Origin of the sequence: Bradyrhizobium sp. (assembly GCF_019242285.1) — a bacterium.
Classification (GTDB): Bacteria; Pseudomonadota; Alphaproteobacteria; order Rhizobiales; family Xanthobacteraceae; genus Bradyrhizobium.
Window position 1 is genome coordinate 15,124 of the sequence record NZ_JAFAVV010000210.1, and the last position, 21,949, is coordinate 37,072.

A 21,949-nucleotide genomic window follows, 5' to 3' on the forward strand; every position below is an offset into this window, starting at 1 on the left:
GTCAATACCTATCTGTTCGGGAACGCGCGCCATGAGGATTTCCGGTCGAACACCGGGCAGCAGGCCTCAATGCTCGCGAAATGCGCGCGAAAAGCTGTCAATCACCGGCCGCATCAGGTAAGTGAAGAACGTGCGCTGTCCAGTTTCGATGAATACGTCGGCAGGCATCCCGGGCGTTGGACGAAAGTTCTCGACCTTGTCGCGTTTGTCTCGCTCGTTAAGACGTACCCGCACGACAAACGAGTCTCTCCTGACGACGGCGTCTTGTTCGCCGGTTCGGCGCATACCCTGATCTGCGACGGTATCCGCCGATACATACACGACCTTGCCCTCGATCATCGGCGTCAGGCGTTGATTTAGAGCAGTGAGCCGAACCAGAGCATTCTGCTCTTCCTTGACGTGCGTTATCTCATTCGGGTCTATTCGCGCTTCAATGACCAGTTCGTCGTTGATTGGAAGCAGCTCGAGAATGACGCCACCGGGAGCCACGACGCCACCGGTCGTGTACTGATTGAGTTTGACCACGATCCCCCGCACCGGTGCACGGACGTCGGTTCTCCGCACGACGTCCTGTGCCGCCAGGATCTGCTCGCGCAGGTCATCCAGTTCCGCTTCCGTTCCGCGCAGATCCTCGCTGGCCTTTTCGACGGCCGCCAGCCTCAGTTGCGCAATCTGCTGTTCCGCTCGTGCAATCCGCTCTGTTGCGTCGCCGCTGCGGCCAAGCAGGTCGCCGAGTTCGCCCGCAAGGCCCATCTCGGACCGCTGCAGCGCGAGAATCTCCGATTTCTTGATCAACTGCTGGTCCATCAACGGGCTCTTGTCCTGCAATTCCTCGCTGAACAGCGCGGACCTGTCTCGATTGGCACGTATCTGGGTTTCATAGCCGCGTATGCTCTCCTTCAGACCGGCGATTTCCTTCCTCAAGACCTCCTCCTGATTGGCCAGGCTGCGTCGGCGCGCCGTCAGTTCGTCTTGCTGCGCCTGAACGATGGAGCGCATCTCGGGATCATTTGTCATCTCCTCGGCCTGCGCCGGGAGCAGCCGTATCTGGTCCGAGGAATTGATTTCGGCGTGAAGTCGCGCCGCAGCCGCCAAGAGTCTGGACCGCCGTGTCACCAGGCGACGAAGCTTGGATTGCGCAGCCGTATCGTCCAACCGTACCAAGGGCTGGTTGGCCTCGACGATATCTCCTTCCTTGACGAGGAGTGCTCGGATAATTCCGCCTTCCAGATGCTGCACCTGTTTGTTCTGCCCGGTGGCGACGAAAGAACCGGACGCAACGACGGCGCTGGCCAACGGAGCCGTCGTAGCCCATACGCCAAATCCAAAGGCCCAGATCAGCAGTATCAGTGCGCCGATCGCAATCGGGCCGCGCGCGCTATGCTGCACGTCGCTATGCCATGCATGAATGGCGGGACAGTCCCGTATCATTGCGCTGCTTCTCCGTTGTTGGCCGCGCCCTCCACCTCTCGCGGCTGGTCCGAAGCCACCTGACCTTCAGGGCTCGGCGCGAGCTTGCGCGCGCTGGCAGGACGAATCAAACGGACGAGAATTTCGGCCGGCGGGCCGAACGCTTCCATGCGTCCATTCCGCAAGACCAGCAGCTTGTCCATCGCGTTCAAGACGGCGGGCCGTTGCGTGATGACGATGACCGTAATGCGCTTCTCCTTGGCTCGCAGAAGCGCATCGGTCAGCGCCTGCTCCCCGGCCGAATCCAGGTTGGAATTTGGCTCGTCCAGGACGACCAGGGCGGGATCCGCGAAGAAGGCGCGTGCCAGTGCAATTCTCTGCTTCTGCCCGCCCGACAGCGGAGCGCCGCTGCGCTCCATGACCGTCTCGTAGCCGTTCGGCAGCTGGCAGATGATGTCATGTACGTCGGTGAATACAGCCGCCTGATAGGTTTTCGCGTCAGGAAGATCGCTGCGCATTCGGCAGATGTTGTCCTTGATGGTGCCGGGAAACAGCTCGACTTCCTGCGGCAGATAGCCGGTAAATTCTCCGAATTGACGCCGATCCCAATTTCGAAGTTCCGTGCCGTCGAGCCTCACCTTGCCCGCAGTCGGGTAGAGGCAGCCAACCAGAACGCGGGCCAGCGTCGACTTTCCCGACCCTGAAGGACCGACAATGGCGAGCGATTCTCCGGGCTCCAGCTCGAAAGTGACGCCGTTCAGCACGGCCTCCTTGGTTCCGGGTGGAAAATACAACAGCCGCTCGACCGATAGCCGGCCTGTCGGTTTGGGCAATAACAGATGCGCCCGCTCCTGTTTCAGGCTGTCCACCGCCGCGCATACGCGCGCATAGGCGGCGCGGGTCTGGACGAGATTGCGCCAGCCTTCGATCATGATCTCGAACGGCTGCAGTGCCCGACCCGCTATGATGGAGGCCGCAATCATCATGCCGCCCGTGACTTTGCCGTGCAGCGCAAGATACGCTCCAGCCGCCAGCATGACGATTTGCGTGAAGAGGCGAGCGAACTTCGATGCACCGCTGATCCAGAAGCTCCGGTCCAGCGCGGCGCCGTGGAATATCAGCGCCCGGGCCTGGTCATTGCCCCAGTGCAGAATGCTCTCGTTGAGCATTCCCATGGCGTTGATGACCTGGGAATTGCGGGCCAACGCCTCGGCCTGGGTGTCGGCCTTGGATGTATGCAGGTTGGCAGTCCCCAACGGGCCGGAGGTCGCCCTCTGATTTGCTATCGCGATTGCGATGAGCACGAGGCCCGATACCAGACTGATGGAGCCCAAGGCAGGATGAATCAGAAAAACCGCGCCGAAATAGATCGGCGCCAGCGGGACGTCGAACAGAAGCAACATCACCGGGCTGGCGATGAAGCTCTTGACGTGATGCAGGCTGCGGAGAGACTGCATGTTGGCGCTGTCCGCGACCTTTGCGGACGTGACAATGCTCGCCAGGACTGGACCGCCGAGGATTGTTTCGAAGCTGGTCGCCAACCGGCCAAGCACCTGCCGGCGAATGATATCGAGCAATGACAGGACGCCGATAAAGCCGAGCGCGACAATGGTCAGCATCAGCAAGGTGTCCAGGCTGCGGCTGGTCAGGACGCGATCCGATAGCTGAAACAAGTACACGGGCATCGTCAGCATCATTACGTTGACAAACGTCGAAAACACCGCAACGGCGGTCAGCGTAGGTTGCGCCCGTGATCGCCACGTCGAGAGCGGGTCGGGCGGATTTCGAAGGTCCGCGGCGTTGGCAGCCCGCAGGCCCGATGGATCGGCAACGGTCGCTTCGACGGATTTGGAAATATCTTCGCCACTCGAGATGGATGACGGCGTGCCGTTCACGACACCACCCCGGGACATGTTGGCGTCCAACGACAGGTGGTCGACCCCCGCTCATGCAGCCGATTGAGATAATTGGCCTGCCGACGCCTTGTCAGCGCTCCTTGCCCCATGCCTCGTCCCCCGTTCGTATCAGCTGGTCGCTCTCGTATCAGCCTTTGGCTAGTGCGTGTGGCTACGCAAGCTTAGATCATCAAGTGTCGTGGCAATGTGGATAAGCAAGGCATCCGGATGCTGCACCGTCGCACCCGTCGAAGTTGACGGTGCAGCCTTCTCGCCCGGACTGTCCACATGCGCGGGCAACGGTGCATCGAGGATGCCTGACACGCTGTTCAGCATCGGCGCAATGCTGCCGCTTCCGGATGACGGTCCCGCGGATTGCAGGGCGACGTGATAGTCGCTGTAGCTGTTCCCGTGAAACAGCACATCGCCTTCGGGTTGCACTGGCGATGGAAAGTCGATGGCGTCCACGACGATGCCGACATGAGCGTGATCAGCAACTGCACCGACGACCGGCAAATCTGTGCTCGAGCCGCTGCCGGGTGGCGTCGCCGCCAAGGCGTCAGGCAACATTTTGAGGCAATCGAGTTTGTCCACCAGCGCGGAGATCGGATCTCCGCCGCCGATATCGCCGCCGGCGATGACGGACGTCAGCTCACCAGGATGACCAGGAAGTTCATGGCTGATAGAGCCGTTGCCGAGGAGGGATGTCAGGTCGCCGAGATGACCAATAACCGAATGATGGTGAGTGTCGTTGCCGAGCAACTGATCCAAAGGATTTGACGTCCCCAGTATCGGCAAGCCGTCCGCAACAAGATTCACGACGCTCGAGACGGTATTCGCAGCAGGACTCACAACGGGCGAGACCATATTCAGTGTGGCGAGCGAAAGACTTAAGTCCAGCAGCGTGCCAAGATCACTTGCGACGAGTTCGCCGCCGGCGTTCACATGCAGATCGAAGCCCAGGTAGTCCTTGAGGTCGAGCGGTGAACTCAGCCCGACCGTCGCCAGCATATCCGCCAGGCTGCCCGGCAGCGTCGAAACGACGCCGGTTGTTGGGAGCGAGAGATTTAGCTCTCCTCCGACCGATACGTCGACATGGAGACCGCCGCTCGGTAGTTCTCCGATGACTATCGGCGGGGGTATCTCGGTGGGACTGCCGGAAGATACTCCGGATGCGTCGCCGGACGACCCGGCGGCAGCAATGCATTTGTGTAGCGCAGCCCTGCAATCATCTGAACTGGCAGCATCAAGGCCATCATCGACCTCGCCGTCTCCAGCCGGAGCTGTCGCAACGATATCGTGCGCGACAGCCGGTCCGGCATGCTCCTCATGCGGTAGACCATCCCGATCAGCCAATCCCTTCGGCGTGGCACCGAGGAGGCGCAACGACGAATCTGTTTGATCGTTGCGACCGTCATCCGGGGTTTCAGCGGCGGTCCCGACTGCGGCTTGACCATGGTCAGATGCGGCGTCCGGCTGCCCCTTCTGGTGATCAGCAATGCGGTCGTCCTGATCGTCAGTGGCCGAGGCGTGGCCGTTTCCAATGAAGGAAGACGCCGCCGCAACAATCGGGGCAATGACAAATTGCCAGGTCAGGAAGCTCCAGAGGCCCCTTTGCCTTCGGGGTGTTCGAGGCGGTGCTCGCGACCCCGCAAGCTCGGTCAGGTCATTCTCGGTAAGGTCTTCACCGGCTGTTGGCCGTCGGAATTGAAGTACCCGCGCGCTACTTCGTTTGATGCCCATCCCCGACACCACATGACTAAAAAAATTTGCGACTGCAAGAACAAGAATCTGCCCAACGCGCAAAGGCGCGGAAAGTTCGACAAGAGATCAAAAAATTTCACCCCATACAACCTTAAGTGCAATCAAGCGATTACTCAGAGCCGATCGTCTTCGAGCTTTACGACGCCTCGCTCCCTGCTCAGGGCGACCAGACGAGCAGGCGCTCGTATGCACGACAACCTACAGACGTCACTCGGAAAATGTGTCTGCGGCAAACGCCAATGGGGAACCAGGAGGCGCCGCTGAAGTTGAGGAACCCAACGGCGGGATGACGCAGTGCGGTATTTCCGTATTATCTACCGTGTGGCTAATGTTTGAAGCTGTTCAAGCTCACCTCGTCGGCAATTGCACCTTGGTCGCCGAGCGCTCCGAAGGGGTCGCGTTTTTTCTCGCGGCGAGGCATTTGTACGGCCTCACAAGCCTGAACTACATATGCATCAATATTTCAGTCGCCGAGCGCTCGAGATATTTCGTTCATTGCATCTATTCGGATACGCGCGTGAGGCAGTTTACCAGCAAAGAGCCGGTCCGTTTCGAATTTCAAACCGAAAGCGGGCTGGGTGACGACGCGGAGCGCGCATCTACTCAAATCACTCTGCCGCTCAACAGACGACGAGGAGAGACCGCCTTTTTTGGAATCACGTCGGCGATCGAGGCCGCGAGCTGGTCCGGACACGCTGAGACGACGTTGCGAGAGTGTCGTATTCTGGCCAACTATTTTCATGGACACGTGCTGAGGATGCATGGTCACGATGCTGAACACGATATCCTCGTGTCGGCCCGAGAGCTTGACTGCCTGAAATGGACGGCCGCAGGAAAGACCGCGCTGGAAGCCAGCATCATATTGGGAATCAGCGAGCGAACGGTGAGGTTTCACTTGAACGCCGCGCGAGAGAAGCTCGGTTGTGTCACCACGACGCAGGCCGTCGCGAAAGCAATCATGCATCAACTGATTGATATCTAGCGCGACCTTGATGCGATCCAAGCTGAGCTGCGCGCAGCGGGCTCGTCAGGAATTGTGACCGTCAAAGTCGAGAACGGGAACATCGAAGAGATCCGTCGCGGTCGTCAGCTGATGAAGTGCGTGATCCAGGTTCGCGGGAGCGTCGGAGAATACCGAAGCATCCAGGACGAGGTGGCTGTCCGCAGGCAGGTGCAGCTCGGCAGCACCTCCCGCTCGAGCATGATCCAAGGTATCACCCAGGATCCAAACGACCTCGCTTTGAACTGCGAAAGTGGTATCTCCCGCACCGGAAGGCGCGGCCTGAGTGTCATCATGACCAACTGGTGCGGAGATTTGATCGGTATCTGCCATATCGGCGCCTGCCATGGGCTTCTGCGACATATTCATTGCAAGCCTGGATTTGCAAGGCTGGATTCCCGATTCGTCCTTCAACCTTCTACCCTGTTGTTCGTTCCTGCCCCAATCGAAATTGGCGGCTGGCGGATACGACAGGTTCGAGGCGATTGAGTCGGCGCTAATGTCACCCTGCGCTCTTAAACCATCGAACGGCTTCAGGGTTCGCCGGCGAGGTTCACAATGGCGGATCGAACGCCCGGAAAACTTTGAAGTTTTTCGATCCTGGCCCGGTGCAGTTTCCAGCTGCTCGGTCCATGGGGGCCCCGGCGTCAGACCAGCAGCGCTGCGCCGGGGCTGCCTGTCCTGGGTGCGCCAGCGATCAGGCGCCACAAGGTTGTCGCGAGCCGGTCAACGAATCGCCCTGACGGCCCGGCGATGCCGACGCTATCTGGCATAAACGTACATCCGGCCGCCGCCAGGGCCATTCTAGCTTAAGACGTCGGTACGACAGGATGCGTTGGCGAAATCAGGGCTGCGGGGTTCAGTGCAATAATTGCCTTGCCAAACTGATAGCTCCGCTCGCGTTGCGATCCGTGGCGGGGCCGTCCAGATGGGGGATCAAATGCCAGACGGCCCCTGCCAGCGCACTTCCAATCGCCCCTGAACCAGGAAGCGGTGGCCGGCGCCTTTCAAAATGGAATGTGCCGCTTCCGACGGCGACTGGCGTTTCCGCCAGTAGCCGGTTCTGCCACAAGGCAACGATCGAGGGCAGGTCTCCCGGTTTGTGGAGGAGGAAGGCGATCAGGCCTGTTGCGGACGCGAATCACCGACGTAGCCGAGAAACCATCTTGGAGATCGCCGACAGGCTGCGGGATATGCCATCACGCCGGATGAAAGCGTTGCCATCGCGACCTCAAGGACTGCTGCAAGCTCTTGACGATCAGGAGAGGAGCCATCCTCGCGGCCTGAGTGGAGGTGAGCGGAGCAACTGAGCGCGGTGTCGCCGCCGTGTGATCGGGCGCAGCCTGCATCGTCCGCGATGTCGACGTCGACGCTGAAACCGCGAAATACACGAACTCGCCATCGACTGTCGGCGGCAAGGGCGTATTGCAAGCGATGCAGAGCGGCCCGGTAGGGGGTGGCTCGTTCTGCAGCAGCGCGACATGGTGAGCCCTGCAATTGGGCTTTTGGCATTGGATCAAGATCTTGCGCAACGGTCGTCCTCCCCCGGTCCTGCCCTGCACATACTTGCGATGCGGGTTGCCAGTGTCCTCTTTACTACCAGCGTGGGGGCTTGTTGTTCCGGCGACAAGACTGTCGTTTCCGCCAGTAGCAAATCTGGCAACAGCCACGGTGTGGCTCGAGGCTCCCGGCCAGCCGTCGGACCGGCACGATCGTGAAGCGGCGTGCCACGGCCGATGAAGATGGGGCTATTGGTTCGCCGTGACGCTGTGATGATGATACTCGCGACGGCTCGTTGTCCCCGCCGGAATCACTCTGACGCCCGCCTCGGCGCGCCCATTGGGTGTCATCGCGTCGGAAAAACGGCAGTTCGGCAGCACGGTCGAATTCGAGGGCGACAACCGAGTCATCCTCGATCTTGGCGGCAACAAGTAGCGGCTGATCGTCCACGTGTCATATGCGTTCGGTCGCGTGCGCGTGAAGTTCGTCGGTACTCATTCAGAATACGACCGCATCGATCCGGAGACTGTATCATGGCGGCGGGCGATAGCGCGCTCTGGCGAAGTGGCGCGCCACGGCCGATGAGATGGGCACTATAGCTTCGCTGTGGCGCTATGACGCCATAGCCGGCGATACGCTCCAACTGGCAAGTCTGGGATGTCCTGCGATCCAGCACTACGCCGCTTGGATCCCTGATATTGTTGGGTGGTTCGGTCAGGCCCTCGATAGCGCTCATACCCGCGCCAGAGATCGGCCGGCATGCCGGCGCTGATGATCAGACGCACCGGGTTATCCGCATCGTCCGGACTCTCCGGAATACTGTAGATCTCCGGAATCATGCCTCCGAGATTGAACGTGGTGCAGTCAACTTGCGGCAGATCGGCCAGAGCTGGCGCTTGCTGAATTTGCGGCTGATCACGATAGGCAGGCCCGCCGTCAGCCCGATGCGCAGCGTGCCCTGAGCGTTGATATGCGTCAGCGACAGTCCGGTGTAGAGAACATCGTCGGCACGCAAGTCAATGCCGTGCATGCCGCGCGCCCGGCTCATATAGGCGCCATGGGAAATCACCACCGCCTTGGGATTGCCTATGGTCGCGGACGACCGAACAATGCTCGTAGTTCATAGAGGATCCTTGTGTGATCGACGCCGACTTCGGGTCTGATGGTTGTTTTCAGGCGAAATATGTTAAAGCCGCGAAGCCCTGCGCGAGGCGCGTTGTCCGCAAGAGCCATCGCGGCTCATGCTCACAGGTTCGGGCGCTGATCCCACACGGTGCTCTGGCTCTCGATCAGCGCGCCCAGGCGAAGTATCGAATCCTCGTCCAGCCACCGCGAGACGAGTTGCACATTGATCGGGAGGTTTTCTGAGCTCATGCGCAGCGGTACTGAAAGACCCGGAAGGCCGGTCAAATTGAACGGCGAGGTCGCTCGCATCATCTGCGTCGCGGGAATTGTTTGACCATCAACCACATATTCCTGAAGCTGATGGGGAGGCGCCGTGAACGGAATAACTGGACACAGCAAGACGTCATGCCGCTCGAAGTAATCGGCGAACACCGATTTGAGCCGCGTCATCAATGTCTGGGCGGCAATATAATCCTTGAGTGAAGGATCCGGCATCTCCGCATAAAGAGTGCCGATGAAGTGCAGGCCTTCCTTGCGACCCGCCACCAGTTTACGGAAATCGTCGAGTAATTCTCCCATGAACAGCGTCATGGCCGTGCCGACGAAGTCGTTCTCCTCAAGCAGCGGGATCGTCGCAATCTCGACGTGGTGTCCGACATGGTCAAGGAATTTCGCGGCAGCTTCGACGGCGGCGGCGACTTCCGGATCAACCGGACCAAATCCGGTCTTTGCTAGGTAGCCGATGCGCAGAGGTCGGCCTCCGATCGGCGCATTTGCTGGTCGCGCGTCTCGCGCGTGGATGGCGTAGGGGTCGATTCCGTCGCCGCCTTTGAGAACCTCGAACATGGTCGCAACGTCGCGGACGCTGCGCGCCATTGGACCGATATGCCAGTAGCGGCTGAGAAAATGGGGGAAGTGGCCGGTGTATGGAATGCGGCCGTGGGTCGCCTTCAGGCCTACGATTCCGGTCAGCGCTGCGGGTCCGCGCACTGAAATAGCGACATCGGAGCCCAATCCCATAGGCGACATCCCGGCCGCTATGCTCGCGGATTCGCCCCCGCTCGATCCGCCCGGCGTGCGCTCGAGATTCCAGGGATTATTGGTTCGGCCGGTTACCAGGTTGTCGGTCTCCGTCCAGCACGAGAATTCCGGGACGTTGGTCTTGGAAAGCGGGATGGCACCCGTACCCTTCATCCGCGCGACGGACGGCGCATCAGTGCTTGCGATGTTGTCCGCGAGAAGCTTTGAGCCACCATGCGTGAGAACGCCGGCTACGTCGATGACGTCCTTGATGCTGAAGGGGACGCCGTGGAAGACTCCAAGTTCATCGCCGTTGGCGACGGCTTGTTCCGCTTTTCTCGCGCTTTGGACTGCCTGCTCGGCCAGCAACGTCGTGATGGCGTTGACCTTGGGGTTGACGGCCTTGATCCGGTCCAGGTGCGACTGCACCACCTCGACCGGCGACACTTTCTTCGTCCTGATCAGGTGGGCAAGTTCGGTAGCATCGCGATAGTAGAGCGCGTCAGGCGCAACTTTCTTTTCATGCCTCATGGTCGTGACCTTTCAAGCTTTTCCTCTCCTGAGCGGACTAAGGCCGCCTCCAAGATACTTGCATATGACTGACGGTTAGTCAATCATGAGCGAATATAAGCCTGGAACGGAAAGGTCGCTGTTGGGCCGCGCTGGTCGGGGTGATGCTGTTGGAGCGGTCCGCGATGCATCAACGCGTTGATGCTCTGGCGGCGCTCCTCCGACCGGATGTTTTCGTCGCAGTCGCGGCGCCAACTGCCTTGCTCTTCGCAAAGATCGTGTGCGCCAGGCGTCCTCCGGCCTTGATTAGCGCGTCGGCCTTCGGCGGCCGCATCCGCAGCGCATCCAGCGTTGCTCCGCAAAGCCCGTGGTACAGAATGCTGGCTGCGAGTTCAGGTTGATCGCACTCCAGTTCTCCGCTGTCGACACCCTGTTGAGCCGTCCGGCCGATCAATTCGATCAAGCGCTGGTTCGCGGCCGATTTCACCACCTCGGATCCGGCGGCCAAATACAAGTTTCGATGCAGATCCGCGTTTGAAAACGTGAAACGCAGGAGTGACTCGAAAATCCGCACCAGCCGCGTGCTCGCAGGGACCCAGTCATCGGCGAGTATCGCTTCGCCGACGCTGATGAATTCATCGATGTAGCGGCGCCACACGGCTGCCGCGGCTTCGTCCTTTGACTTGAAATAGAGGTAGAACGTTCCTTTCGAAACGCTCGCTTGAGCGGTGATATCCTCGATCTTTGCATCGGCAACGCCGTCTCGGGCGAAAATCACGGCGGAGGCGTCCAGGAGATCAGTCAGGCGCTCCTCCTGCGGCTTCGAAACGCGCTTTCTCTTGCCGCCGGCTTTCACGTTGGTCATTGCTCTCTCGGAATCAAAAAGACTTGCTGGTCGAATATATTGACTGGGACGGTCGTGGACAAGGCGACTGCGCGAACCAGCTGACTGCAGGTCAAATTCGCTTGCCGGGATCCCTATGAACGAAGGGGAATTTCGAGAACGGCGGCGCGTCGCGACAACAACGATTGACTTTTAGTCAGTCATTTCATAAAAAGGCGCAAACCGGAGGCTCTTCAATCCGGACGGCATGGGAGGATTGCGCAACGCGCCTGGGCGAGAAAGCGTCTCGTCTTGGCTGATTGAGGGACGTGGCTCGGCGCCAAGAACCGCGCAGGCAAGAACCCGCAGTCACTGTTCGACAAAACTCTTGGAACTGGAGACCGGCGAGATAAGCGCGCCGGAACGATGAGTCACGCCGCGGGGGCAGGTGCTGCCGGCGGCGTTGGCTGGCACCGTCGACTAGCAAAACGGAGGAGGAAGCACGACATGAAATCCAAGCATCATAACGTCAGAACATTTGTTCAGATCGTGGCGGCAGTCACCGCGACGTTTGCACTGATGTCCGCCGGCAATCACGCGACGGCGGAATCGGCCGCATCGGCCTCGTTCTGCGGCACTAAGCCGATCAAGATCGCCCTGGCAACAGGCTTCAACGGCAATTCATGGCGCCAGATCACACGGGCTGAGCTGGAAGATGAAGCATCGAAGTGCAAGAACATTACGGAGATCCTTTACACGGACGGCCAACTCAATCCGCAGAAGGCGATCTCCGACATCCAGGGCCTCGTTGCTCAGGGGACGGATGCGATCGTCGTGTTCCCGGATGCTGGTCCGGCGCTGCTCCCGGCGATCCGCGCAGCCCACAAATCGGGTGTCAGCATCGTTCCCTACATATCGAGCCCTGGCGGTGAACCGGGCAAGGATTACAGCGCCTCCGTCGTGCCGGACAACGCTGCGATCGGAGCCCTGTTCGCCAATTGGATGGCTGAGCGCCTGCACGGTAAGGGCGTCGTTGTGTTTTTCGGCGGAACGCCGGGTAACCCCACGGACCAGGCAATCTATGAGGCCGCCAAGAAGGCTCTGGTGTCGAAGCCCGACATCAAACTGGTCGGAGGCGTGCAGGTTACAAACTACACCGCTGCCGACGCGCAGAAAGCCATGACCGGCCTGTTGGCGCAATACCCCGACATCGGCGGAATCATCTCGTCGTACGGCGGATCCAGCGTCGGCGCTCTGCGCGCCATTGTCAGCGCGGGAAAGCCGCTTGTGCCGCTCGCCACGACCGACATCAACGAGCTCGGCTGCGCCTACTATGACTACAAGCCGAGCAACCCCGCGTTCGAACTGATGACCGTTGGCTCATACACATGGCAAAGCCGCGCGGCGCTTCGGAAAGCGGTAGCCGGCGCCGAGGGTCTGAAGAACGACGAACCTTCGGTTCAGTCTCCCACCGTGCTGGAAGATTCCACCAGGCAGGACCTGCGGCCGCGCTGCGACAAGGGCTTGCCACTCGACGTCCCGCAGTCCGCCAATCTGTCGGTCGAACAACTGAAGGCTCTCTTCGCAAAGAAATAAGAGCGGCAACGACGGAAGGAATGGCGGGAGCAACGGCCGCGCGTTGCTCCCGCTATCGAAGTCTCCAAGGGAGCCTGCATGTCGATCCACCGATCCCTTTCGCTCGTGGCAAGTGCGCCAGACGTCGTCGAAGCGCCGCGCGCCGAGTTGCTTCGCATGCGCGCGATAATCAAGTCATTTGCCGGCGTGCAGGCCCTCAAGTCGGTCGACTTCACGGCATGCGCAGGCGAGGTGCATGCGATTGTTGGAGAAAACGGGGCGGGCAAGTCCACGCTGACGGCGATCGCCGCCGGTGATCTGGAACCGGACGCTGGAACGGTCGAACTGTGCGGGCGATCGGTGAGCACGTTCTCCGCTGCCCTTGTATCTCGGTTGGGCCTAGCGCTCGTTCATCAACATCCCGCCCTTCTGAATGATCTCACCATTGCCGAGAACTTCCTTCTCGCTCTGCCGAAGACCGTCCGGCCGTCGCGCGGCCAGGCCGACTCCTGGACACGAGAGCGGCTTCGCGAGTGGGCGCCTAACCTGACGCCGTCGACCTACGTCTCCGATCTGCCCATGGCAGACCAGCATCTCGTCGGGCTCTCCAAGGCTCTCGCAACCGACCCAAGCGTTCTGATCCTCGATGAGCCGACAGAGCATATGGACACCAAACAGGTCCAGCAGCTATTCGCCGGGATACGGTCCCTCGCGGCGCAGGGGCGCGCGATCATCTACATCTCTCACCGAATCCACGAGGTAAAGTCGATTGCGGATCGAATAACCGTCCTGCGTGACGGAACGGTCTGCGGCATATTCGACGCTAAGTCCGTGAGCGAAGCAGAGATCATCAATCTCGTCGTAGGGCGAACACTCAATTCGGCGTTTCCTGCCAAGCCGCGGCTGGGCGCGCCAGTGGGCGAACCCCTGCTCCAGATTCGTGATCTTTCCGGTCCGGGGTTCACCGCTGTTTCATTGAACGTCTGCAAGGGCGAGATCATCGGCTTGGCCGGCATAGAGGGCAACGGTCAACGCGAATTTCTGCGAGGGCTGGCTGGACTGTTGCCGACCACCGGAAGCGTTGCGGAGTTATCGCGCCAGGAGCACCCAACGAGAGCGGCGGCCTATATCCCGAGGGATCGACATCGTGAGGGCCTCATGATGTCGCTTTCAGTCGGAAAGAATGCGGGGCTGATGTCGCTCGCACAGCACGCCCTGTGCGGATTCGTTTCGCCGCGCCGGGAAGCGCGCGCGATTTCCGGTCAAATATCCGAATTGGCAATCAAGACCCCAACCATCAATGCGCCGGTTCAGAATTTGTCCGGCGGAAACCAACAGAAGGTCGTCATCGCACGGTGCCTGATGAGCGGGCCAAGCGCGCTATTGGCCGATGAGCCAACACAGGGAGTAGATGCCGGCGCGCGCTTCGATATCTACTCAATATTGCGCCAAAAGGCATCGGACGGCGTCGCTGTCGTGGTCGTTTCGGCAGATGCGCTGGAACTGGCGGGCCTTTGCGATCGCGTCTTGGTGTTCTCTCGAGGGACGGTCGTCAAGGAATTGTCGGGTGACGCGGTCACCGAGAAGAACATCACGGAAGCTGCGCTGACCTCCATCGCGCATCGAAAGTCTCCAGTGAGCGGCAAGCCAGCTAATCCGCGTACACAGGCATTGCTCCAATCCCAGTACGCTCCTAGCCTGATCCTATTAGCCGTCATTCTTGGGCTTGCCGGTTACGCTACGTCCGTGAATCAGTTTATCTGACGGAGCGAAACCTGAGCAATGTGCTGACGTTGCTAACGCCGCTGATTTTCATCGCGCTGGGTCAGATGATCGTGCTGCTCTCGGCAGGCATTGATCTTTCCGTCGGCCCGGTTGCAGGTTTGACTGCCGTAGTCTGCTCGTTCTTCCTGGTAGAGCCCGTCGGAGCGGGAGACATCGTATCCGGCGTAGGGCTAGCCTTGTTGGCGTCACTCGCCGTCGGCATTCTCAATTGGTGTCTCATCCGCAAAACGTTGGTCACACCCGTGATCGCGACGTTGGTCACGTTCATGTGCATTCGTGGTAGCTCGCTTTGGCTGCGCAGCATTCCCGGAGGGCTGACCGATGGCCGGGTTTGCGACTGGCTGGCTGCGAGAGTGGGGCCGGTCCCAATAGGTTTTATCGTCGCCGCGCTGGCCGCACTGGCCCTTGAAGTGCTTTTGCGCCGCACGCGGTGGGGGCTCTGCCTGCGGGCTGTCGGGTCGAGCGAGATCAATGCACGAAAAGCGGGTGTATCCATCGAGCTTACCTACCTCGGCGCATATTCGTCGTGTGCACTATTGAGCTTTGCCGGTGGCCTGATGCTGATGGCGCAAATCGGGATTGGCGATCCCGGTGCCGGCGTGAACTACACTCTCACCAGCATTACGGCGGTGGTGCTCGGCGGCGCCAGCCTATTTGGCGGAAGAGGTTCCTTCATCGGCGCCTTCATGGGCGCCATGCTGATCCAGCAGGTCATGAACGTCACGACGTTCATCCGGCTCAATTCCGCGTGGCAGTTCTGGCTGATTGGAATTTTGATCATCGCGGCGGCGTTGCTCTATTCCGGATTGCGAGCAGGACGCCGACAGGGGACGGTCGCATGATTGCTCAACGGCTGTCCTTGGGAAGTTTTGGGGCCATTTGGGTTGCCACCGCGCTCCTATTCGCACTTTGCCTGGTGATAGCGCCAAGCAGCCTGTCGAATTCGTCACTCATGGCGATGTTGCCCTATGCTGCGATATTGGCAGTCATTGCGGCGGGGCAAACTCTGGTCGCGCAACAGGCCGGCATCGATCTGAGTGTTCCAGGGATGGTCTCGCTCGGCGCGATTTTTGTCACGAAGATTCCAGATCAGGCTCCGCATTTAATGCTTCCCGCGATCCTCGTTTCGATCGTTGCCGGCGTCGCCGCGGGAGCGGGCAACGGCTTGTGTGTAGCGGTCGGTCGAATTACGCCCATCGTGGCGACCCTCGGGACGAACGCTCTCTTGATGGGATTTATCCAGTGGTACTCGAGAGGTTTTCCCACGCCAATCGTCCCCTTGCTCGGCGACTGGGCAGTAAGTCAAGTTTTCGGGATTCCCGCGATTGCAGTTGCGGCGGTCGGTATCCTGTCGACAGTGCAACTGATCATTCGTGCGACGATCGCCGGCAGACGCTTCGAGGCTGTCGGCGCCAATCCGCTCGCCGCGACCGCCGCGGGACTCCACACCGATCGTTATGTCGTAGCCGGGTACGCCGCGGCCGGCGGGTGCTATGCCGCTGGTGGCGTGTTACTCGCTGCTTTTCTCAAGACACCGGACATCTTCGTCGGAGAGAGCTATTTGCTTCCCTCGGTGGCCGCCGTCGTTCTCGGTGGGACCGCGTTGACTGGCGGATTGGGAAGTATTGTCGCAACCGCTGTCGCCGCCGTGTTCTTGAGCCAACTCGGGCAGCTTGTCTTGTCAGTCGGAGCGCCGACGCCGGTTCAATGGATTATCCAGGCGTTGACGATCGCCATGGGAATGGCCTGGCGGCAGAGCAGTCTGAGAGTCCTGGTGGCTCGAATGCGCTCGGCTCTCGGTTACAAGATCGCACGCGCAACCGGCGGTTATTGAAACTCCGCGGCGCATCAGCCGGACGATCCGTCGACCGCGACACGTTTAACGGTCGAGCTTGGATTTATCATTGACTGACCGTCGGTCAGTATGGTACCCGCGGTTCAAACGCGAGCTGGGCATCGCCGCGAGCGCGACTGCGCTTCGGGGCGACGCTGCCTTGCTCGGAAAGGGGGGAAAGATGAAGTCGACCATGATGTCGGTGCCGCTCTCGGTCAATGCCATATTCAACAGGATGAGCAGGGTCTTTGGCGAAGCCGAAGTGATCTCGCGACTCCCGGACAAGAGCCTCAGGCGCCACTCCTATCTCCAAGTGGCAGAGCGGGCCCGGGCATTGGCGAGGGCCCTTGAGGCGCTCGGCGTAAGGCAGGGCGATCGCGTTGCTACCCTGTGCTGGAACCACCACGTCAACCTCGAGTGCTATTTCGGTATTCCGCTCGCCGGCGCCGTCATGCACACGTTAAACCTGCGTCTTGCCGGCGAAGAAATCGCCTGGATTGCGGCGCACGCCAGGGACCGGCTCCTCATCGTCGATGATGTTCTACTGCCGCTATACCGAGAGATCGCAAAACGTTACGAATTCTCGCACGTAATCGTCGTGAGGCTTGGCGACGAGGATGTTCCGCCTGGTTCGGTTAGCTATGAGGAGTTCATAGCGCCCTACATGGGACAGCCGTTTGCGCCCAAACCGCACGACGAAAACGACCCAGTCGCGGTTTGCTATACGTCTGGAACCACAGGACGTCCGAAGGGCGTCGTTTACTCTCACCGTTCGACATTTCTTCACGCGCTGTGTGCTTCTGCGCCGGACTACTTCGCCCTGAGTTGCCGCGATGTCGTCCTTCCGGTCACACCCATGTTTCACGCAAACTGCTGGGGAGTCCCCTATGCGGCGGTGATGAACGGTGCACATCTCGTGCTTCCCGGGCCGCATCTGCATGCTGAAGACCTCCTTGACTTGATCACGGAGACGCAGCCCACGCTCGCTCTTGGTGTGCCGACCATCTGGTTGGCGCTCATTCAGGCGCTCGCGGCGAACCCCGGTAAATGGAATGTGCCGAAGGGAATGCGCAGCCTTGTTGGGGGAGCCGCAGCTTCCGAAAGTTTGGTGAAAGCCTTCAGCGATCACGGAATCGATTGTGTGAACGCCTGGGGCATGACCGAAACCTCGCCTCTGGGCACGCTTAGTTTTGTGAAGCCGAAGGTCAGTCAGGCGGGGCAAGACGCGATCCTCCGGCACAAGAGCTTTGCCGGTATTCCGGCTCCCATCCTTGAACTGCGTATCATGGGTGACGACGGCGAAATGCCCTGGGACGGCAGGAGCGTCGGGGAACTCCAGGTGAAGGGACCCTGCATCACCGGTGGCTACCACGACGTTGAGCCTGACCCGGACAAGCACACGGCCGATGGTTGGCTACGCACAGGTGACGTCGCCACCGTTGACAGCCTCGGATACATGCGGATCAGCGACCGCAAGAAGGATCTGATCAAGAGTGGTGGCGAATGGACCAGCTCGGTCGACATGGAGAATGCGCTCATGAACCATCCGGCGGTGCATGAAGCCGCAGTGATTGCAATACCGCATGAAAAGTGGACCGAGCGGCCGCTGGCCTGCGTTGTTTTCAAGCCTGGAAAGGCGATTCCGCCGGATGAGTTGCGGGCCCATTTGGCGACTGATTTCGCTAAATGGCAACTGCCCGATCGCTTCGAGATCCTGCGCGCCATTCCGAAGACCTCGACCGGCAAGTATTCCAAATTGAAGCTGCGCGAAATGTTTCCGCATTGAAGGGACGTCCAGCGATAGAAAGGGGACCGAATGGAAATTCAAGGCATTGCCGCGATCGTCACCGGGGGCGCCTCCGGCCTGGGCGCTGCGACCGCAACTCTCTTGGCGGCAGGTGGGGCCAAGGTGACGATCTTCGACCTGAACGAGGCGGAGGGAAACGCACACGCCTCTGCAATTGGCGGCTTGTTCCTGAAAGTTGACGTCAATAGCGAGAGCGAGGTCGAGGCTGCGATAGCAAAGGCGGAAGCCGCTCACGGTCGAGCCCGTGTGCTGGTGAATTGCGCTGGCATCGGCATCCCGGCCAAAACCATTGGCCGTGACGGAAAGCCGCTCGCCATGGCGTCATTCCGCAAGACCATCGACGTAAATCTCATCGGAAGCTTCAACGTCGCTTCGAAGTTTGCGGCGTCTCTTGCGCAAGCCGAGCCTGTCGGCGAGGAGCGTGGTGTGATCGTCAATACGGCGTCGGTCGCTGCTTTCGACGGACAGATGGGGCAGGTCGCCTATTCGGCGTCAAAGGGCGGCATCGTAGGCATGACCCTCCCGCTCGCACGCGATCTGGCGCCGTATCGCATTCGCGTCGTTACGGTTGCGCCTGGTTTGTTCATGACGCCGCTGCTGGCAACTCTCCCGAAGCCGGCTCAGGATTCGCTTGCTGCGCAGGTGCCGTTTCCGAGCCGCCTTGGTCAGCCCGGCGAATATGCCCATCTCGTCGGATCAATCGTCGCCAACCCGATGTTGAACGGTGAGACGATTCGTCTCGATGGCGCGATCCGGATGGCGCCGCGGTAGACGCGTTGAGCATACGAAAGGATAGACGATGACCGAAGCCTATATTGTCGCGGCGACGCGCACCGCGGGTGGTCGACGGAATGGCGCCCTTGCGGGCTGGCACCCGGCTGACCTCGGCGGCAAGATCCTTGACGCCCTTGTCGAGAAGTCGAAGGTCGACCCGGCTGCGATCGAAGACGTCATCCTCGGATGCGTCAGCCAGGTGGCTGAGCAAAGCTTTCATATCGGTCGCAATGCTGTTCTCGCGTCGAACCTGCCCGATAGCGTTCCAGCCGTTAGCATTGATCGCCAGTGTGGATCCTCGCAGCAGGCGCTTCAATTCGCGGCGCAAGCCGTCATGTCCGGCACGCAAGATGTTGTGATTGCGGCGGGCATCGAGAGCATGAGCCGTGTGCCGATGATGAGTCCAACCAGGCTTGGTCAAGAGGCCGGGCTCGGAACGCCATTCTCTGGAAAGATCCGCAATCGCTACGGTGTGGAGCAGTTCAGCCAGTTCGATGGTGCCGAATTGATGGCCAAGAAATACGGGTTTAGCCGCCAGGAGCTCGACGAGTACGCTCTGGAGAGCCACCGCCGCGCGTCCAAGGCCACGAGAGAGAAGGCCTTTCGAGAAGAGATCCTGCCGATAGAGATCACTGATGGTGCCGGTCAGGTGAAATGGCACATCGAAGATGAAGGCATCCGCCACGACGCATCGATGGAGAGCATCGGCTCGGTGAAACTTCTTCGGGAGGGAGGTGTGATAACCGCGGCGAACGCCAGCCAGGTCTGCGATGGCGCCTCCGGAGTGATCGTTGCTAGCGAGCGTGCGATGAAGGAGCACGATCTCAAGCCGCTTGCCCGGATTCACAGCCTGCACGTCAGCGCCGGTGATCCGGTCCTCATGCTCGAGGAACCCATCCCGGCCACGAAGCGGGCGCTGAAAAAGGCTGGGCTGAAGATCGGCGACATGGATCTCTACGAGGTCAATGAAGCCTTCGCCCCCGTTCCTCTGGCCTGGCTCAGGGAACTCGGCGCCGATTTCGAGAAGCTCAATGCCTACGGAGGCGGGATCTCGCTCGGCCATCCGCTTGGCGCCTCGGGTACCAAGCTGATGACGACCTTGGTGCATGCGCTGCACCGGAGCGGCAAGCGCTTCGGCTTGCAAACGATGTGCGAGGCCGGCGGCATCGCGAACGTAACGATCGTTGAGCGCGTTTAGGTTACGACGCCAGCTATTGGAGCAGCCGTGTAGACGGCAGCCATGTGAAACGGAGTGATCATCGTGATTTCGGTAACGACCGCCATGCTGGGCCGCCGCTCCACGCGGGCCTTTCTCAATCGGCCTGTTCCACTAAATGAGGTGCGTGACATCATCGATGTTGCCCGGCGGGCGCCTTCGGGAGGTAATTTACAGCCGTGGCGGCTGATTGCGCTCGCTGGAGATGATCTGACGCAGTTCAAGGCGGCCGTTCACGCTAACCTGAAACAGAATCCGAGGGGCGACGGGCCGGAATTCCCGGTTTATCCAAATCCGCTGAGGGAGCCATTCGACGGCCGCAGGAGAAAGTGCGGCGAAGACATGTATGCGGCCATCGGGGTAACTCGAGAAGATCGCGCGGGTCGGCTGCAACAATTCGCTCGCAACTACGATTTCTTTGGTGCGCCAGTGGGCATGATCCTGGCGATGGACCGCTCGATGGAGCCGGCCCAATGGGCCGATATCGGAATCTTCCTTCAGTCGATCCTGCTGCTTGCCTATGAACGAGGCCTTGCCACGTGCGCGCAGGCTTCATGGGCCGCCGTGCACAAGACCGTTCGCGCTCACCTTGGTCTTCCCGACGATATGGTCGTCATCTGTGGGGTTTCCCTGGGCTATCCGGATGTCGATCACCCGATCAATTCCGCCACGATGGACCGTGAGCCCGTTGCCACGGTCGCCGAGCTGCGGGGCTTCGGCGATCGGTAGCGCGTCGATCGACTCGAACTGGGGCGCGAGCGGCGCTCGCGCGCGCGACCGTTTGGCCAGAAGGAGTGCGCCTTGGAGACGTTGGTTTACCGCCAGGAAACGCCGGGTAATCCCAGCTCCCTGGTTCAGAAGAAAGAACAACTGCGTTCGCCAGGGTCTGGCGAAGTTCTCATGCGGGTCAGGGCACTCACTAGGGAATCTTCACCTCGCGGGAAAACCAAGAAATGAACTATCCGCTTCCGAACGTCTCGACCGACCTGACGGGACAAACGGCACTGGTGACCGGTGCCTCATCAGGTCTTGGATTGCGGTTCGCAAGGGTCTTGGCCAGTTGCGGCGCCAAGATGGCGCTTGCTGCCCGGAGGATCGAGCGCCTGGAGGCCTTGGCGGACGAGATACGGACGTCCGGAGTTCAGGCTGCGGCAATCCAGATGGATGCCTCCGACGCGGAAGGGTCGCTAAAGGCGGTGGGCAAGGCCGAGCAGGCACTCGGGCTTGTCACGATCCTCATCAACAACGCCGGCATTCCCGATGCACAGCGAGCGCACAAGATGCCGCTCGATCTCGTCGACCGGGTGATCGATATCAACATTCGCGCTCCCTTCGTGCTGTCCTGCGAAGTCGCGCGACGGCTGATCGCGGCCGGAAGGCCCGGACGGATTGTGAACATCGCTTCCGCGTCGGCCTATGACTACCAGGGCGAAGGAGCTGCACTCTACTCCGTAAGCAAGGCGGCCGTCGTGCGCATCACTGAGACGCTCGCGGTCGAATGGGCCCGCTACGGAATCAATGTGAACGCCATCGCGCCGGGAGCATTCGCATCAGAAATGATGGATGGAATGCTCAGTCGGGTCGGCGACATGACGCAGCGCTTTCCCCGCAAGCGCTTGGGGGACCCGGCTCAACTCGACTCGACGCTTCTCTATCTGGTCAGCCCGGCGTCTGACGCGGTCACGGGTACGTGCATCCGCGTAGACGATGGTCAATTCGGCCGTTAGGCCCCGTTTGAATGTTGGACGCTCTGGATGCGACAAAAAGACTTGGCTTCGCACTGCTCAGCGAGGCGGAGTAGTTGGTGAAAGTACATGAAACTGTACATTGATAGCCGCTAACCCGAAGCGTTGCGGCTACCAAATCGATCAATTGCTTCGCACCTGAAGATTATTTTGTAGCGGTCGCCTG

General features: G+C 60.2%; 17 protein-coding genes and 1 pseudogene. 11 read left to right on the forward strand and 7 right to left on the reverse strand.

All coding sequences use genetic code 11. The annotated features are described in order from the left end of the window. Nucleotides 1–66 precede the first annotated feature (66 nt). The 3 genes from JOY90_RS07930 to JOY90_RS07940 form a co-directional block, all read right to left on the reverse strand. Nucleotides 67–1,431 carry an HlyD family type I secretion periplasmic adaptor subunit gene (locus tag JOY90_RS07930; protein WP_291690592.1) on the reverse strand — a complete coding sequence of 455 codons (1,365 nt, stop codon included), beginning with the start codon at nucleotides 1,429–1,431 and terminating at the stop codon, nucleotides 67–69. Then, the gene (locus tag JOY90_RS07935) at nucleotides 1,428–3,305 is read right to left on the reverse strand and encodes a type I secretion system permease/ATPase (RefSeq protein ID WP_291690593.1); all 1,878 of its coding nucleotides are present in this window, start codon (nucleotides 3,303–3,305) and stop codon (nucleotides 1,428–1,430) included. The genes JOY90_RS07930 and JOY90_RS07935 overlap by 4 nt, the downstream gene beginning before the upstream one ends. Nucleotides 3,306–3,464: 159 nt before the next feature. Beyond that, a complete protein-coding gene (locus JOY90_RS07940; RefSeq protein WP_291690594.1) occupies nucleotides 3,465–5,048 on the reverse strand; it encodes a hypothetical protein in 1,584 nt (527 codons plus the stop codon). Nucleotides 5,049–5,289: 241 nt separating this feature from the next. Here JOY90_RS07940 and JOY90_RS07945 point away from each other — a divergent pair, with 241 nt between their 5' ends. Further along, nucleotides 5,290–6,051, forward strand: a complete 762-nt coding sequence (locus JOY90_RS07945; protein WP_291690595.1) for a helix-turn-helix domain-containing protein — start codon at nucleotides 5,290–5,292, stop codon at nucleotides 6,049–6,051. A gap of 45 nt (nucleotides 6,052–6,096) precedes the next feature. Here JOY90_RS07945 and JOY90_RS07950 read toward each other — a convergent pair whose 3' ends face one another. Further along, nucleotides 6,097–6,483, reverse strand: coding sequence for a hypothetical protein (locus JOY90_RS07950; RefSeq protein ID WP_291690596.1), 387 nt, complete (start codon nucleotides 6,481–6,483; stop codon nucleotides 6,097–6,099). Nucleotides 6,484–7,938: 1,455 nt separating this feature from the next. On the opposite strand from JOY90_RS07950, the pseudogene JOY90_RS07955 reads away from it, so the two are divergent. Further along, nucleotides 7,939–8,154, forward strand: a pseudogene (locus JOY90_RS07955) (type II toxin-antitoxin system HigB family toxin); the annotation flags it as partial. 250 nt (nucleotides 8,155–8,404) lie between these two features. On the opposite strand, the gene JOY90_RS07960 reads toward JOY90_RS07955, so the two are convergent. From JOY90_RS07960 to JOY90_RS07970, 3 genes are all read right to left on the reverse strand, one after another. Further along, nucleotides 8,405–8,680, reverse strand: coding sequence for an AMP-binding protein (locus tag JOY90_RS07960; protein WP_367276894.1), 276 nt, complete (start codon nucleotides 8,678–8,680; stop codon nucleotides 8,405–8,407). A 134-nt stretch (nucleotides 8,681–8,814) separates the two neighbouring features. Beyond that, complete coding sequence (locus JOY90_RS07965) at nucleotides 8,815–10,245, reverse strand: amidase (protein ID WP_291690597.1); 1,431 nt, start codon at nucleotides 10,243–10,245, stop codon at nucleotides 8,815–8,817. Nucleotides 10,246–10,414: 169 nt separating this feature from the next. Further along, complete coding sequence (locus tag JOY90_RS07970; protein WP_291690598.1) at nucleotides 10,415–11,089, reverse strand: TetR/AcrR family transcriptional regulator; 675 nt, start codon at nucleotides 11,087–11,089, stop codon at nucleotides 10,415–10,417. Between the two features lie 465 nt (nucleotides 11,090–11,554). On the opposite strand from JOY90_RS07970, the gene JOY90_RS07975 reads away from it, so the two are divergent. From JOY90_RS07975 to JOY90_RS08015, 9 genes are all read left to right on the forward strand, one after another. Continuing rightward, nucleotides 11,555–12,643 carry a substrate-binding domain-containing protein gene (locus tag JOY90_RS07975; RefSeq protein ID WP_291690599.1) on the forward strand — a complete coding sequence of 363 codons (1,089 nt, stop codon included), beginning with the start codon at nucleotides 11,555–11,557 and terminating at the stop codon, nucleotides 12,641–12,643. A 78-nt stretch (nucleotides 12,644–12,721) separates the two neighbouring features. Next, nucleotides 12,722–14,386, forward strand: coding sequence for a sugar ABC transporter ATP-binding protein (locus tag JOY90_RS07980; RefSeq protein WP_291690600.1), 1,665 nt, complete (start codon nucleotides 12,722–12,724; stop codon nucleotides 14,384–14,386). Nucleotides 14,387–14,406: 20 nt separating this feature from the next. Then, nucleotides 14,407–15,249, forward strand: coding sequence for an ABC transporter permease (locus JOY90_RS07985; protein ID WP_291690601.1), 843 nt, complete (start codon nucleotides 14,407–14,409; stop codon nucleotides 15,247–15,249). After that, nucleotides 15,246–16,241 carry an ABC transporter permease gene (locus JOY90_RS07990; protein ID WP_291690602.1) on the forward strand — a complete coding sequence of 332 codons (996 nt, stop codon included), beginning with the start codon at nucleotides 15,246–15,248 and terminating at the stop codon, nucleotides 16,239–16,241. Before JOY90_RS07985 ends, JOY90_RS07990 begins: the two co-directional genes overlap by 4 nt. Nucleotides 16,242–16,422: 181 nt before the next feature. Next, entirely contained in the window at nucleotides 16,423–18,027 is a 1,605-nt protein-coding gene (locus JOY90_RS07995) for a long-chain fatty acid--CoA ligase (protein ID WP_291690603.1), read from the forward strand. Nucleotides 18,028–18,057: 30 nt separating this feature from the next. Further along, a complete protein-coding gene (locus JOY90_RS08000; protein ID WP_291690604.1) occupies nucleotides 18,058–18,819 on the forward strand; it encodes an SDR family NAD(P)-dependent oxidoreductase in 762 nt (253 codons plus the stop codon). Nucleotides 18,820–18,847: 28 nt separating this feature from the next. After that, a complete protein-coding gene (locus JOY90_RS08005) occupies nucleotides 18,848–20,020 on the forward strand; it encodes an acetyl-CoA C-acetyltransferase (protein WP_291690605.1) in 1,173 nt (390 codons plus the stop codon). Between the two features lie 54 nt (nucleotides 20,021–20,074). Then, complete coding sequence (locus JOY90_RS08010; RefSeq protein WP_291690606.1) at nucleotides 20,075–20,767, forward strand: nitroreductase; 693 nt, start codon at nucleotides 20,075–20,077, stop codon at nucleotides 20,765–20,767. A gap of 224 nt (nucleotides 20,768–20,991) precedes the next feature. Continuing rightward, nucleotides 20,992–21,765 carry an SDR family NAD(P)-dependent oxidoreductase gene (locus tag JOY90_RS08015; RefSeq protein ID WP_291690607.1) on the forward strand — a complete coding sequence of 258 codons (774 nt, stop codon included), beginning with the start codon at nucleotides 20,992–20,994 and terminating at the stop codon, nucleotides 21,763–21,765. Nucleotides 21,766–21,949 lie beyond the last annotated feature (184 nt).